This is a genomic window from Gallaecimonas zhanjiangensis, assembly GCF_057624825.1.
This window is the reverse complement of the sequence record NZ_CM172603.1, coordinates 1,130,404-1,144,072: the sequence shown is the minus strand read 5'-3', so window position 1 is coordinate 1,144,072 and position 13,669 is coordinate 1,130,404. Positions and strand designations below refer to the sequence as shown.

The 13,669-nt window shown below is 60.8% G+C and carries 12 protein-coding genes; 7 read left to right on the top strand and 5 right to left on the bottom strand.

Annotation, left to right across the window (positions count from 1 at the left end; genetic code table 11):
• Nucleotides 1–24 precede the first annotated feature (24 nt).
• The 3 genes from AC22G1_RS05350 to AC22G1_RS05340 all read left to right on the top strand — a co-directional run bounded on the left by AC22G1_RS05350 (nt 25) and on the right by AC22G1_RS05340 (nt 4,369).
• Nucleotides 25–969 (top strand): ribose-phosphate pyrophosphokinase, encoded by a 945-nt coding sequence (locus AC22G1_RS05350; RefSeq protein WP_050657339.1) that lies wholly within the window; start codon nt 25–27, stop codon nt 967–969.
• A gap of 148 nt (nt 970–1,117) precedes the next feature.
• The gene (locus AC22G1_RS05345) at nt 1,118–2,695 is read left to right on the top strand and encodes a M28 family metallopeptidase (RefSeq protein WP_487315853.1); all 1,578 of its coding nucleotides are present in this window, start codon (nt 1,118–1,120) and stop codon (nt 2,693–2,695) included.
• 114 nt (nt 2,696–2,809) lie between these two features.
• Nucleotides 2,810–4,369 carry an OpgD/OpgG family glucan biosynthesis protein gene (locus AC22G1_RS05340; protein WP_487315852.1) on the top strand — a complete coding sequence of 520 codons (1,560 nt, stop codon included), beginning with the start codon at nt 2,810–2,812 and terminating at the stop codon, nt 4,367–4,369.
• A 31-nt stretch (nt 4,370–4,400) separates the two neighbouring features.
• Here the strand turns inward: AC22G1_RS05340 and AC22G1_RS05335 are convergent, their stop codons facing one another.
• Nucleotides 4,401–5,627, bottom strand: a complete 1,227-nt coding sequence (locus AC22G1_RS05335; protein ID WP_487315851.1) for an Nramp family divalent metal transporter — start codon at nt 5,625–5,627, stop codon at nt 4,401–4,403.
• A gap of 205 nt (nt 5,628–5,832) precedes the next feature.
• Here AC22G1_RS05335 and AC22G1_RS05330 point away from each other — a divergent pair, with 205 nt between their 5' ends.
• A complete protein-coding gene (locus tag AC22G1_RS05330; RefSeq protein ID WP_487315850.1) occupies nt 5,833–7,020 on the top strand; it encodes a GGDEF domain-containing protein in 1,188 nt (395 codons plus the stop codon).
• On the opposite strand, the gene AC22G1_RS05325 is transcribed toward AC22G1_RS05330, so the two are convergent.
• Nucleotides 7,017–7,454: a CBS domain-containing protein gene (locus tag AC22G1_RS05325; protein ID WP_487315849.1), complete on the bottom strand. Its 438-nt coding sequence runs from the start codon at nt 7,452–7,454 to the stop codon at nt 7,017–7,019. The two genes, AC22G1_RS05330 and AC22G1_RS05325, sit on opposite strands and share 4 nt — an antisense overlap.
• A gap of 46 nt (nt 7,455–7,500) precedes the next feature.
• A complete protein-coding gene (locus AC22G1_RS05320; protein ID WP_487315848.1) occupies nt 7,501–8,757 on the bottom strand; it encodes an MFS transporter in 1,257 nt (418 codons plus the stop codon).
• A gap of 145 nt (nt 8,758–8,902) precedes the next feature.
• Between AC22G1_RS05320 and AC22G1_RS05315 the strand changes: the two genes are divergently transcribed.
• The 3 genes from AC22G1_RS05315 (at nt 8,903) to AC22G1_RS05305 (ending at nt 12,113) form a co-directional block, all read left to right on the top strand.
• Nucleotides 8,903–9,769, top strand: coding sequence for a D-hexose-6-phosphate mutarotase (locus AC22G1_RS05315; RefSeq protein ID WP_487315847.1), 867 nt, complete (start codon nt 8,903–8,905; stop codon nt 9,767–9,769).
• Between the two features lie 125 nt (nt 9,770–9,894).
• Complete coding sequence (locus AC22G1_RS05310) at nt 9,895–10,845, top strand: VTT domain-containing protein (protein WP_487315846.1); 951 nt, start codon at nt 9,895–9,897, stop codon at nt 10,843–10,845.
• 62 nt (nt 10,846–10,907) lie between these two features.
• On the top strand, nt 10,908–12,113 hold the full coding sequence (locus AC22G1_RS05305) for an iron-containing alcohol dehydrogenase (protein WP_487315845.1): 1,206 nt from the start codon (nt 10,908–10,910) through the stop codon (nt 12,111–12,113).
• Here the strand turns inward: AC22G1_RS05305 and AC22G1_RS05300 are convergent.
• Nucleotides 12,097–13,260 (bottom strand): pyridoxal phosphate-dependent aminotransferase, encoded by a 1,164-nt coding sequence (locus tag AC22G1_RS05300; protein WP_487315844.1) that lies wholly within the window; start codon nt 13,258–13,260, stop codon nt 12,097–12,099. The two genes, AC22G1_RS05305 and AC22G1_RS05300, sit on opposite strands and share 17 nt — an antisense overlap.
• A 79-nt stretch (nt 13,261–13,339) precedes the next feature.
• On the bottom strand, nt 13,340–13,621 hold the full coding sequence (locus AC22G1_RS05295) for an acid resistance repetitive basic protein Asr (protein ID WP_487315843.1): 282 nt from the start codon (nt 13,619–13,621) through the stop codon (nt 13,340–13,342).
• Nucleotides 13,622–13,669 lie beyond the last annotated feature (48 nt).

Below are 13,669 nucleotides of genomic sequence, written 5' to 3'. Positions count from 1 at the left end.
CACAATGCCCCTGAGGTCCTTACCGTGCCTGACATCAAGCTTTTCGCTGGTAATGCTACCCCCGAACTGGCGAAAAAGATCGCCGAACGCCTGTATATCCCCCTGGGGGATGCCGTTGTCACCCGCTTTAGCGACGGCGAGATCAGCGTTCAGATCAACGATCACGTCCGTGGCCTGGATGTCTTTATCATCCAATCTACCTGCGCCCCCACCAACGACAACCTGATGGAGCTGGTGGTGATGGTCGACGCCCTGCGTCGCGCCTCTGCCGGCCGTATCACTGCCGTTATTCCCTACTTCGGTTACGCCCGCCAGGACCGCCGCGTGCGCTCCGCCCGGGTACCGATCACCGCCAAGGTAGTGGCCGACTTCCTGTCCAACGTGGGCGTGGACCGGGTACTGACGGTGGACCTGCACGCCGAGCAGATCCAGGGCTTCTTCGATGTGCCGGTAGACAACGTCTTCGGCACGCCGGTGCTGCTTGAGCACATGAAGGCCCAGAACTTCGAAAAACCCATCGTAGTGAGCCCCGATATCGGCGGTGTGGTACGTGCCCGCGCAGTGGCCAAGCTCTTGAACGATACCGACCTTGCCATCATCGACAAACGTCGCCCCCGCGCCAACGAAGCCCAGGTGATGAACATCATCGGTGACGTGCAAGGCCGCGACTGCATCATCGTTGACGACATGATCGACACCGGCGGCACCCTGTGCAAAGCCGCAGAAGCCCTGAAAAACCACGGTGCCCGCAGCGTCTTTGCCTACGCCACCCACCCGGTTTTCTCCGGCAACGCCCCCCAGAACATCACCGACTCGGTGATTGATCAGGTGATCGTGACCGACACCGTGCCGCTGTCTGGCGCCATGAAAGCCTGCGGCAAGGTCACCCAGCTGACCCTGTCTGGCATGCTGGCCGAAGCCATTCGCCGGGTGTCCAACGAAGAGTCCATCTCGGCGATGTTCGAATAAATAAGCACTTTATGTGCAAAAAAGCCCGCTTAGGCGGGCTTTTTTTATGCCCCGGCGTCGTACCGCCGGTTTGGCGGGATACCCCGCAGTTTCAAAGTGTTGGCATTTCTGCTCCAATGCCAAAAGCCCCGGTTATCTAGGAGTGACAATGAAAACCCCCGCTATGGGTGCCCTGGTACTGGCCGCCGCCAGTTTGCAGGCCGCCGCCGCTACCGCCCCGCAATTTGATATGGCCGAATATCGCCAGAACGTAAAAACCCTGGCATCTGATGAATTCGAAGGCCGTGCGCCGCTTTCCGAAGGGGAAACCAAAACCATCAATTACCTCAAGGGCGCCTTTATCAAGGCCGGCCTTAAGCCCGGGTATTTTGGTGATTACTTCCAGCCGGTAGAACTGGGCCGCATTACCGCCAGCCAGGACATGACCTTGAAAGTGGGCGACATGCAGTTTGCCCCCGGCAGCGATTTTGTCGCGGTAACCCAGCGCTTTACCAAGCAGACCAAGCTGGATAATTCCGACCTGGTGTTTGTCGGTTACGGCATCCACGCTCCCGAGCTTGGCTGGGACGACTACAAAGGCGTCAACGTAAAAGGCAAAACCGTGGTGGTGCTGGTCAATGACCCAGGCTTTGCCACCCAGGACCCCGAGGTCTTTCGTGGCAACACCATGACCTACTACGGGCGCTGGACCTACAAATACGAAGAGGCCATGCGCCAAGGCGCCGCCGGTGCCCTTATCGTTCATGAAACCAAGCCTGCCGCCTACCCCTGGGGCGTGGTGGAAAGCGGCGCCGTGGGCGCCAAGTTCACCCTGGTGGACGACACCGACAACGCCGGTAAGCTGGCAGTGCGCGGCTGGCTGCAAAAAGCCACTGCCGAGAAGATCCTCAAAGCCGCCGGCGAGGATTACGCCAAGCTTAAGGCCGCCGCTGCCAAACCGGGCTTTAAAGCGGTAGACCTGCACCTGCCGGCCAACCTTACCCTCAATAACGACCTCAAACGCGGCACCTCCCACAACGTGGTGGGGATGATCCCCGGCACCAAATACCCCGACGAGTACGTGGTGGTGTCCGCCCACTGGGACCACCTGGGCCGTAACCCCAACCTCAAGGGCGACCAGATCTACAACGGCGCCGTGGACAACGCCACTGGCGTGGCAGCCCTGGTGAGCCTGGCCGAAGCCTTTAAAGGCAAGCACCCCGAGCGCTCCATTATCTTCACCGCCTTTACCGGCGAGGAGCAGGGCCTGCTGGGCGCCACCGCCTTTGCCGCCAAGCCGCCAGCACCTACCAAAGACATGGTGGCGCTGCTGAACATGGACGGCATGAATGTCTCCGGCAAGGTGGATTACGCGCTGCTGTTTGGCCGTGGCCAAAACGAGCTGGAAGAGTATCTCGCCGCTGGCGCCAAGGCTCAGCACCGCCACATCAAGGACGACCCCAAGCCGCAGGACGGTTACTACTTCCGCTCTGACCACTTCGCCCTGGCCCACAAAGGGGTACCGGGCCTGCTGTTCATGAGCCTGGGTGCCAACAGCCCCGACTACATCGCCAAGCGTTATCACAAGCCGGCCGATGAGTACTCCCCCAACTGGGATTTGAGCGGCACCGAAGAGGACATGACCTTGCTGTACGGCATTGCCGACAAGCTGGCCAACAGCCGCGACTGGCCCAAGTGGTACCAGGGTTCGGAGTTCAAAGCCGCCCGCGAGAAAGACAAAGAGTAAAGAAAATCAAGGCCCTGCATTCAGGGCCTTTTTTTATTCCCCACTTTTGGTTCAGGCTATGGCCAATCAGCTTCTGGCACATTAGCGCCTATTGTTTTGCTGCAAGGACCACTCATGAAGACAATGACTGCCCTTTCCGTCGGCCTGGCCCTGCTCGCAAGCCAGGCGGCCCTGGCCGACCCGTTCAGCTTCGCTGCCCTCAAGGGAGAGGCCCGTAGCCTGGCTGACCACCCCTATCAGCCACCGGCAGACAAGCTGCCCAAGGCGGTGGCCGACCTTAACTGGGACCAGCATCAGTCCATTGTCTTCAAGCACGACCAGGCCCTTTGGAGCAAACTGCCCAGCCATTTTCGGGCCGAGTTTTTCCACCTTGGCATGTACGCCAAAACCCCGGTACAGCTTTATGAGGTGGTGGACGGCGAAGCCCGCGCCATCAACTACGACAAGCACTTTTTCGATTACGGTAAATCCGGCCTCGACCACGCCAAGCTCCCTAAAAACCTCGGCTTTGCCGGGTTTCGTCTCCACAGCCTCACCGATTGGCAGCGGGACGTTATCTCCTTTTTGGGGGCCAGCTATTTTAGGGCGGTGGGCTCAAGCATGCAGTACGGCCTCTCGGCCCGCGGCCTGGCGGTAGATACTGCCCTGCCCCGCCCGGAAGAATTCCCCACCTTCACCCGCTTTTACCTGGTGCGCCCCCAAGGCAGTGACGACACCGCCGAGGTCTATGCGCTGATGGACTCAAAGAGCGTGTCCGGCGCCTACCACTTCACCATCACCCCCGGCGAGCCGCTGGTGATGCATGTGGACGCCGCCATCTACCCGCGCGCCGAGATTGAGCGCCTGGGCATAGCGCCGCTCACCAGCATGTTCCAGGTGGGTGAGAACGATCACCGCGCCGGCTGGGACTGGCGCCCCGAGATCCACGACTCCGATGGCCTGTCCATGTGGCGCGGCAACGGCGAGTGGGTGTGGCGGCCTTTGACCAACCCGGCCAGCCTGCACTTCAACACCTTTACCGACGACAACCCCAAAGGCTTTGGCCTGTTGCAGCGTGACCGCAACTTCGACCATTACCAAGACGACGGGGTCTTTTATGAAAAACGCCCCAGCCTCTGGATTGAGCCGGTGGGCAACTGGGGCAAGGGCACCGTCGATTTGACCGAGATCCCCACCATCGACGAGACCTTCGACAACATCGTGGCGTTCTGGCAGCCGGCCCAGCCGGTCAAACCCGGCCAGGAGCTGCTGTACAGCTACAACATGTACTGGGGCGAGCGGATGCCGCAAACCCCGCACCTGGCCCATGTTAAAGAAACCCGCACCGGTATTGGCGGCGTGGTAGGCCAGAAGCGCGACCATTACAGCCACCGCTTCGTGGTGGATTTTGAAGGGGACATCTTCAACATGATGCCGCTGAACGCGCCCTCGGAAATCAAGGCCGATGTCAGCGTGTCACGGGGCAAGGTTGAGCTGGTGTCGGTGCGGCCCATCGCTGGCCACAAAGGATACCGGGCCCGCTTTGATGTGGTGCCGGACGACAGCACCGCCCCTATCGATATGCGTCTTTACCTGAAAAAGGGCAACAAGGCCCTGAGCGAGACTTGGCTCTATCAGTGGACGCCGCCACCAGTGGGCGAGCGGGATCTCAACACCCCCAACCTCAACCAATAACAAAACGCCCTGCATTGCAGGGCGTTTTTCGTTAGAGGCTGGTGAGCAGGTAGCCATTGAGGCTCAGCACCACCGCCACACAAAGCCAGCCCACCACCTGGGTTAGCGGCCGGTTGACCCATTGGCCCATCAGCGCCTTGTTGTTGGTAAAGCGCAGCAGCGGCACCAGGGCCAGGGCAATACCGAAACTCAGCACCACCTGGCTGGCAATAAGGATGCGGGTTGGGTCCCAGCCCAGGGCTATCACCGCCAGCGCTGGCAACATGGTGATAAAACGGCGCAGCCACAGGGGAATGGTGAAATGCATAAAGCCTTGCATCACCACCTGCCCGGCCATGGTGCCCACCACGGTGGAAGACAAACCGGCAGCGATAAGGCTAAGGGCAAAAATGGTGGCCGCCGCGTCCCCCAGCAAGGGCTCAAGCATGGTGTGGGCCTGCTCAATCTCGGCAATGCCCTGGTGGCCGCTAAAGTGGAAAGTCGCTGCCGCCACCGCCACCATGGCCAAGTTCACAAAGCCTGCCACCACCATGGCCACCGCTACATCCCAGCGGGTGGCCTTGAGACTGCTGGCCGGGTCGACATGGCTGTAGCGGCGCTGGGTTAGCGCCGAGTGCAGGTAAATGACATGGGGCATAACGGTAGCGCCAAGGATACCGGCCGCCAGGTACAGGGCTTCGTCGTTTTTAAGGCCGGGGATCAGCGCCCCTTTGAGCAGAGGGCCAGCCGCCGGTTTGGAGATGAAAAGCTCGATGATAAAGGCCGCCGCCACCGCCAGCAGCAAGCCGCCGATAACCTTTTCCAGCATCGGCTGGCCACGGACCATCAGCAGTGCCCAGGTCACGGCGCCGGTCAAAAGCGCCCCTTCCATCAAGCTGATACCCAGCAGCAGCTTAAAGCCGATGGCCGCCCCCACGAATTCGGCCAAGTCGGTGGCCATGGCAATGATCTCGGCCTGTACCCAGTAAAACCACACAAAGCCCTTGTTGGGCAAGGTATCGCGCAGGTGCTCGGCAAGGTTTTTACCTGTCACTACCCCAAGCTTTGCCGACAGCCACTGAATAAGCATCGCCATCAGGTTGGCCCACACCACCACCCACAGCAGGCTGTAGCCAAACTGGGCGCCGGCCTGGATATTGGTGGCAAAGTTACCGGGGTCGATATAGCCAATGGCGGCGATAAAGGCAGGCCCAAGCATGGACATGCGCAGCCTTCTTTTGGCTGGGCTAAGAGCACCTTCTGGCATGAGCTGGTCCATGGTTGACTCCAAGTACGGGAATAGGCGCAGAGTAGCCTTTATTGATAATAGTTATCAACTGCAACTACCCGATTAACCCTATCGACAATGTGATTATCACACTCCCCCGGCGCCGGTGAACCTGACCTTAGGTATATAAGGGGGCAGAATTCTCAAGGCCATTTATATTGAAGTAACAATAAGATAAGCACGCGGCTTAGGTGATATGCAGATAGACCTCATCACGTCGCTGTTTTCACTGGCCGTTTTGCTGATCCTGATGGGCCTGTGGATGCTGGCGGCAAGCTTTACCCGGGACGAAGCCCACCGCCAACAAATGCGGCTGTGGGCCCTGGCCAACCTGGTAATGGGTATCGCCTACGGGCTGTTCTCCTCCCGCCTCAGTTTGCCCTTGAGCTGGACCCTGGTGCTGGCCAACTTCCTGTTGGCCATAGCCTACGGCGCCTATGCCCTGGCCCTGGCCAGTCTCTTTGGCCAGCGCCGCTACCTGCTGATAAAGGCGCTCTCCATCGTGCTCAGCACCCTTGGCCTGTATTACTTTGAAATCATCCGCGGCGATTCAAGCTACCGCATCCTGCTGCTGGCGGGCCTGACCCTGGTGGTATGGGTGCTGGCGCTGCTGCACTGCATTGGCGCCTGGAAAACCAACCACTCCCCCCATGTGATCTTCATGACCCTGACCCTGGCCTCCTTGATACTGGTGAGCCTGGTGCGGCTCTTGGCGGCCTGGTCGAGCCACGATTTTGGCTATAAGGTGCTGCCGGACTTCTCGGCCATCATCAAAACCACCACCTTTGTGCTGATTTTGGCGCCGCCGCTGCTGACAGTGGGGTTTTTCATGATCTGCGCCGACTACACACAGCAGCGCTTTAAAACCCTGGCCAACCTCGATTCGCTGACCGGCATCAACAACCGGCGTGCCACCCTGGCCCAGGCCGAACAGGCCCTCGCCTACCAGCACCGCCATGGCGGCGCCCTGTCTTGCGTGATGATGGACATCGACCACTTTAAAACCGTGAACGACAGTCACGGCCACGGCGTGGGCGATGAGGTACTGAAAAAGCTGGCCGCCCTGGTGCAAGGGCGCATTCGAAAAGGGGATATTTTTGGCCGCTTTGGCGGTGAAGAGTTTGTCTTATTTTTGCCCGCCACCACCCAGGAGCAGGCGGTGAAACTCGCCGATGCATTGCGCCAAGCCATTGCTGGCACCCAGCTGACCGGCGCCAGCGGCGAGGCGCTGCAGGTAACGGCGTCGTTTGGGGTGGCCCAGCGCCAGGACCGGGACGAGTCGCTGTCTCAGCTTACCGGCCGGGCCGACAAGGCCCTTTATGGCGCCAAACACCAGGGCCGCAACCGGGTCGAGCCGCTGCTGGGCGAACCGGCGCTGGCTTAAAGGAAGCTGTCGGCCGGCAGGCGCTCGGCCTGGGCAATACCGATACGCATCACATCCTTCCAAGAAAGTACTCCCAGCAACTGGCCATCGCCGTCCACCACCGGCAGGCAGCTGTAGTGGTTTTCCAGCAGCAATTTGGCGGCAGAGACGAGATCTTGCTCCGGCGTCAGGGTGGGGACCTGGCGGGTCATCACCTGGTGGGCGGGCTTTTTCAGCAGTTCCCGGTCCACATTGCGCTCGGCGGGGGTGTTCAGAAAAGGCGTGGTGCTGGCCTGGTAATCCACCAGAGACACAAAACCGGCAAAGCGGTTGTCTTCGTCCAGCACCGGCAGGTGAAAGAAAGGGCGCTGGGCGAAGATATCGCCAATCTCCTTGAGCGAGGTATCCATGTAAACGTGCACCACACGGGTGGTCATGGCTTGGGCTACTTTCATCGAACACCTCCAACACAAGGCGGGCGCCGCCTACTTACTATATAGGTTACCTTTGAGAAAACTTTAACCCTACCACTATTCCCAGCACCGCCAACGCCGCCAGATAGCCCACCGGCGCCAAGGGGTGCCAGGCCACCAGCAAGGACACCAGTATCGGGGTAAAGCCGCCGAAGATGGCGTAAGCCAGGTTGTAGGAGAACGACAAGCCGGTAAAGCGCACTTCAGCCGGAAAGGCAGTAACGGCAATGGCCGGGATGACCCCGGTTATTCCCACCCCCAGCCCCGCCAGCAGGTAAAGCTCCCGCAGCCACTGGGGATGGGTGGGCAGCAGCCACATCATCAGCCCGTAACTTGCCACCAGCAACAGGCTCCAAAAAGCCAGCACCCGGCCCCGGCCAAAGCGGTCACTCAAGGCGCCGCTCAGCACCGCCCCGACCATCACCGCAAAGGTGGCAAGGGCATTGGCTTCAAAGGCCGCCACGGCGCTTATTCCGGCCTGGGCCTGGATTAGGGTTGGGGTCATCAGTACCACTACCACCACGGCCCCGGTGAGGATCCAGGTAACGGCCATGGCCAGCAGGATGCTGCGCTTGTGGTTTTTCAGCAATACCTTGACCGGCATCTCGGCGGCCAGGGTGCGGCGGCGCTGCATCTCGGCAAACACCGGTGTCTCATGGAGGTACTGGCGCAGGTAAACCGCCAGCAGCCCAAACAGGCCACCGACAATAAAAGGCACCCGCCAGCCCCAGTCCAGCAGCACGTCGGCCAGGTGGCTGTTGATAAAAACGCTCATCAAGGAGCCCAGCAAAATGCCCCCCACCAGCCCCGCCGAGAGACTGCCGCAGGCAAGGCCCACATGGTGTTTTTTGACGTGCTCAGACACAAAGACCCAGGCCCCCGGCACCTCGCCGCCCACCGCCGCCCCTTGCAACATGCGCATCAGTACCAGGGCAATGGCGGCGCCGTAGCCCCAGCTCTGGTAGGTGGGTAGCAGGCCAATCAACAAGGTGGGCACCGACATCAAAAAGATGGACAAGGTGAACATCTTCTTGCGGCCCAGCAGGTCGCCAAAGTGGGCCATGATGATGCCGCCCAAGGGCCGGGCCAGGTAACCGGCAGCAAAGATGCCAAAGGTTTGGAGCTGGCGCAGCCACTCGGGCATGTCCGGCGGGAAAAACAGCTGGCCGATGGCCTTGGCAAAGAACACAAAGATGATGAAGTCGTAAAACTCCAGCGCCCCGCCAAGGGCCGATAAGGTCAGCACCTTGACATCACTACGGGATAACGCGCGGTCGGTTGCCATCAAGACTCCGCAAACTAAGGCAAGTCACTGGACGCTAACAGATTTTTTTAACGTCGTCAGCGTTGTCCGGCCAGTGCCGCCTGGGGGCTTGTGATAGGCGCCAAGGCTTAGCACAATGGGACTCGACTTTTGCAAGGAAGCCGCAATGAGCTTACCCCCTTCCGTTACCCTGGGACGCACCCCAAGCGACCTGGCCTACCTGGACATCGACTCCGCCCTTTGCCAGGCGAGGGTGTTTTTGCAAGGGGCCCAGTTGGTGCATTTTCAGCCCAAAGGGCTCAAACCGTTATTGTGGCTCTCACCCCTTGAAGACTTTGCCCGTGGCCGCGCCATTCGTGGCGGGGTGCCGGTGTGCTGGCCCTGGTTTGGCAACAACAAGCCGGCCGCCGAAGCCCCGGCCCACGGTTATGCCCGCACCAGCGAATGGCAGTTGGTGGACGTGGAAGACCAAGAGGGAGAAATTGTGATTGAGCTGGCCCTGCCCGCCGGCGCCGTACCCGAGACTTACTGGCCCCATGCCAGCGAGCTGACCATGGTGCTGGTGCTGGGTAAAAGGGCGCGGCTGGTACTCAGCACCGATAACACCGGCACCACCCCCTTTACCTTCACCCAGGCGCTACACAGCTACTTTGCGGTACCGGACATCAACCAGGTGTCGGTGCGCGGCCTGGCCGGCAGCCATTATTTTGAATTTGACGAAGGCCCCTTCGAGCAACAAGGCCCGGCCGTTATCCGCCAGGAAGTGGACCGCATGTACAGCGTGGATAAACCCCTTCAGCACATCGACACCGGCGAGGGGCTGATAGCGGTGGCCCGCGAAGGCAGCCACAGCCTGGTGCTGTGGAACCCCTGGGTCGAAAAGGCCAAGACCCTGGGCCAGTTCCCGGACGACGGCTTTAAAACCATGGTGTGCCTGGAGGCGGCCAATATCCAAGCCGACGCCGTGACCCTGGCCCCGGGCGAGCGCCACAGCCTAGTAACCGAGTTTTACTGGGCCAGCTCTCAAGACTAAAGCCGCTACCCGGGCCTCTGGCCCGGGTATTTCATCTTGTGCTAAAGGCGATTAAGGTGTTCGTTTAGCCGAGGTAACCTGCCGCCAGGCGCTCCTCTTATAATGCCGCAGGTTACGGAGACCCCATGCGCGAATTACAGCAACTGCTTGAACAACAAGGCCTGTTACTGGTCTTTCTCAATGTCCTGCTGGAGCAGCTGGGGCTGCCTATTCCTGCCTTTCCGCTGCTGATCCTGGTTGGCGCCCTGGCCATGCAAGGGCTTATCAGCCTGCCAGAAGCCTTAGCCCTGGCGGTGCTGGCCTGCGTCATTGCCGACAGTGTCTGGAACCTTGCCGGGCGCCGCCATGGCAGCAAGTTGCTGCGCACCATCTGTAAGCTGTCGTTGTCTCAAGACACCTGCATTCGCTCCGGCCTTAATGTCTATGCCAGCACTGGCCCCAAGGCGCTGCTGGTGTCCCGCTTTCTGCCCGGCGCCGGCGCGCTCTTTACCGCCATGGCCGGTATGCACCGCACCTCCTGGCTGGTGTTTTGGGCCTATACCGGCATGGGCGCCCTGATTTGGGCCGGCACCGGCCTTTTTATCGGCTTGGTATTTAGCGACACCGTCGGCGACGTACTGGCCTGGCTCAGCCAATACGGCAGCATCGGCTTTGCGGTGGTGCTGGGGGCGCTGGCGCTCTTTATCGGCTTTAAATTTGTGAAGCGGCGCCTACTGGTACGCCGCACCGCCAAGGTGCCCCGCATTACGGTTCAAGAGCTGGCCGATCGCCACCACAGTGGCCAGAGCCCGCTGGTGCTGGATGTCCGCTCCATTACTCCCACCATGGAAGAGGGTATTCCCGGCGCCCTGGCGGTGTCACTGGAGGCTCCCATCGAGGAGCTGCTGGGCCAGCTTGCCCACCCCGGCCAAGACGTGGTGATTTACTGCGCCTGCCCCAAAGAGCTATCGGCCGCCATTCTCGCTGAGAAGCTCCAGGCCCATGGGGTCGAACATTGCTGGGCGCTGCAAGGGGGGCTTGAAGCCTGGCAAGCCCACAGCGCCGGCCAGCAGCCCGAGCCACAGCTGCAAGGTTAACGCCTTGGGAAATGCCCCAAGGTCAGGCAGGATAGAGCCACACCACTGACCTGGGGATACGGATGTTCCAGCTGCAAACCGCCTTTTTTCGCTCCCTGATGTTCGGCCAAAAACTGGCCGGCTACCTTATCCCCACCACACCGCCATTGCTGTTTTGCGGCCCCGGCAGCAGCCAGCAGCTCGCCACCACCCTCGCCCAGCAAGGGGTGAAAAAACTGCTGTTGGTAACAGACCAGGCCCTTTTCAGGCTGGGGCTGGCAGAAAAGATACTGGCCACCCTCGCAGAACTTGGGGTAGAGGCGGCGGTATTTTACGAGCTGACTCCAGACCCCACCGATCAGCAAATCCAGGCCGGCATCGAGGCGGCCAGGCACCATGGCGCCGAGGCGGTGCTGGGGTTTGGCGGCGGCTCGGCCATTGATGCCGCCAAGCTGATTGCCGCCCTGGCGCCCCGCAACCTGCCCCTTGATAAAGCGCCGGGGCTGCTTCGCCTTCGCCGCCGGGGCTTGGCCCTTTATGCCGTGCCCACCACCGCTGGCACCGGCTCGGAGGTAACCTTTGCCGCCGTTATCACCCACAGCCAAAGCCACCAGAAAAAGCCGGTGATAGACCCTTGCCTGTTGCCAAGCGCCGTGGCCCTGGACCCAACCTTGATGACCGGCCTGCCGCCGGCGGTGACCGCCGCTACCGGCATTGATGCCCTGACCCACGCCATCGAGGCGCTGCTGTCCAATAACGCCAACCGCGAGACCGACCGCCTGGCCCGTGCCGCCATGGGCCTGATTTTCACCCAGCTCCCAGTGGCCTATCGCGACGGCAACAACCTTGAGGCCAGAAGCGCCATGGCCATCGCCGCCTGCTACGCCGGCCTTGCCTTTACCAAGGCGGGGGTGGGCTATGTGCATGCCATTGCCCATCAGTTGGGGGCCTACTATCACCTGCCCCACGGCCTTGCCAACGCCAAGGTGCTGCCCCAAGTATTGGCCCTTTATAACGAGCGTATTCCCGGGCGCCTGGCCGCCCTTGCCCGCCAGTTGGCACTGCCCGGCGACAACGACCAAGCCCTGGCCGACGCCTTTTGCCAGCAGGTAACGGCGCTTATAACCGGCCTTGGCATCAGCCAGGGGGTCGCAGAGCTTCAAGCGCGCGACATCGAGGCCATCAGCCGCCAGGCCCAGCACGAGGCCCACTGGCTGTACGCGGTGCCGATCTATTTAAAAGAGGATGAGCTAAACGCCCTGGTGGCAAGCCTTAGCGCCGGGCGATAAACCCCGCCATGCGGGCCAGGGCCAGCTCGATGCGCTCAAGGCCGGTGGTGTACGAAAAGCGAATAAAGCGGCTGGCCTGATGGCGGCCAAAATCAAGGCCAGGGGTGGCGGCAATATGCAGCTCTTCAAGAAGCTGCCAGCAAAAGCTGAAGCTGTCGTCGGTCAGATGAGAAGCGTCGGCGTACACATAAAAGGCGCCTTCTGGCAGCAGCGGCACATCAAAGCCAAGCTCCCGAAGCCCCTCCACCAGGCGGTCCCGGCGCGCCGCAAAGGCTTGGCGCCGCTCCTCGAAGATAGCCAGGCTTTCTGGCTCAAAGGCCGCCAGCGCCGCGTGCTGAGACAAGGTCGCCGGCGAGATGTAGAGATTCTGGGCCATCCGCTCCAGCTCAGGTACTGCCGCCTCGGGCGCCACCAGCCAGCCAAGGCGCCAACCTGTCATGCCAAAGTATTTAGAAAAGCTGTTGATGACAAAGGCGCTGTCGTCTACTTGCAGCACCGAGGGGGCATCAAAGCCATAGGTAAGGCCGTGGTAAAGCTCGTCTACCACCAGATGGCCCCCCAGCTCTTTCACCGCGCCGCTCAAGGCCAGCAGCTCGTTTTTATGGAGCACCGAGCCGGTGGGGTTGGCAGGGGATGCCACCAGCACCCCGGCGGTATTATCTTGCCAGTGGCGGCGCACCAGCTCGCTATTGAGCTGATAGCGTTCGCCAGCGCCGGTTGGCACCAATTGGGAATGGGCTTCGATAAAGCGCAGGAACTGGCGGTTACAGGGATAACCCGGATCGGCCATCATAAAACCCTGGCCGGGCTCTGCCAGCAGGGCGAAGGTCATCATCAATGCCGCCGAGGCACCGCTGGTCACCACCACCCGCTCAGGGGCGATGTCCAGCCCATAACGCTCTTGATAAAACCTGGCAATGCGCGCCCGAAGCTCGGGGATCCCGGCCGCCGGGGTGTACTGGGTAAAACCCGCGTCAAGGGCGGCGTGGGCGGCGCGGCGCACCGGCAAGGCCACCTGGAAATCCGGCTCTCCCGCTTCCATGTGCACCACGTCATGGCCTTCGCTATCCAGGGCCTTGGCCCTTTTCAGCAGATCCATCACCTTGAAGGATTCAATCTCCCTCGCCCTTGCCGACCAACTTGTCATAGCCACCTCTGCTTATTGGCAAAGGCAGTAGTAACACCGCCGCCGGTACAAAAAAAGCCCCGCGGCTGCGGGGCTTTTCTCAGGAGGCCTTGGCCTTGTCCTGCTCGCTGGTCTTTTCCGCTTTTTTCTTGGCGGTTTTTTGGGTGGCGGCTTTTTTCTTGTGATGGGCCTTTTTCACCTTTTTGACCTTGGGCTTGGTGTGGTTGGTTTTCTTCTCGGTTTTGCTGGCCGCCTTGTCGCTGGCCGCTTTTTGAGTCTGGGCAGCTTCGGTTTTCACCGGAGCGTCGGCAGGGGCAGCCATAACAGCGGCGGTGTTGAAGGCAAAGGCTGCGGCAATGGCCAGGGGAAGCAGTTTTTTCATGAGTGACCTCGTTATCAACCAGGAGCCGTTTTGCTCCAACGCCGCCAT

Coding starts and splice junctions, on each gene's coding strand:
- AC22G1_RS05310 (WP_487315846.1), top strand. CDS start 9,895: ATGCGCGAATTACAGCAACTGCTTGAACAACAAGGCCTGTTACTGGTC.
- AC22G1_RS05335 (WP_487315851.1), bottom strand. CDS start 5,627: ATGGACCAGCTCATGCCAGAAGGTGCTCTTAGCCCAGCCAAAAGAAGG.
- AC22G1_RS05345 (WP_487315853.1), top strand. CDS start 1,118: ATGAAAACCCCCGCTATGGGTGCCCTGGTACTGGCCGCCGCCAGTTTG.
- AC22G1_RS05315 (WP_487315847.1), top strand. CDS start 8,903: ATGAGCTTACCCCCTTCCGTTACCCTGGGACGCACCCCAAGCGACCTG.
- AC22G1_RS05340 (WP_487315852.1), top strand. CDS start 2,810: ATGAAGACAATGACTGCCCTTTCCGTCGGCCTGGCCCTGCTCGCAAGC.
- AC22G1_RS05320 (WP_487315848.1), bottom strand. CDS start 8,757: ATGGCAACCGACCGCGCGTTATCCCGTAGTGATGTCAAGGTGCTGACC.
- AC22G1_RS05295 (WP_487315843.1), bottom strand. CDS start 13,621: ATGAAAAAACTGCTTCCCCTGGCCATTGCCGCAGCCTTTGCCTTCAAC.
- AC22G1_RS05325 (WP_487315849.1), bottom strand. CDS start 7,454: ATGAAAGTAGCCCAAGCCATGACCACCCGTGTGGTGCACGTTTACATG.
- AC22G1_RS05305 (WP_487315845.1), top strand. CDS start 10,908: ATGTTCCAGCTGCAAACCGCCTTTTTTCGCTCCCTGATGTTCGGCCAA.
- AC22G1_RS05330 (WP_487315850.1), top strand. CDS start 5,833: ATGCAGATAGACCTCATCACGTCGCTGTTTTCACTGGCCGTTTTGCTG.
- AC22G1_RS05300 (WP_487315844.1), bottom strand. CDS start 13,260: ATGACAAGTTGGTCGGCAAGGGCGAGGGAGATTGAATCCTTCAAGGTG.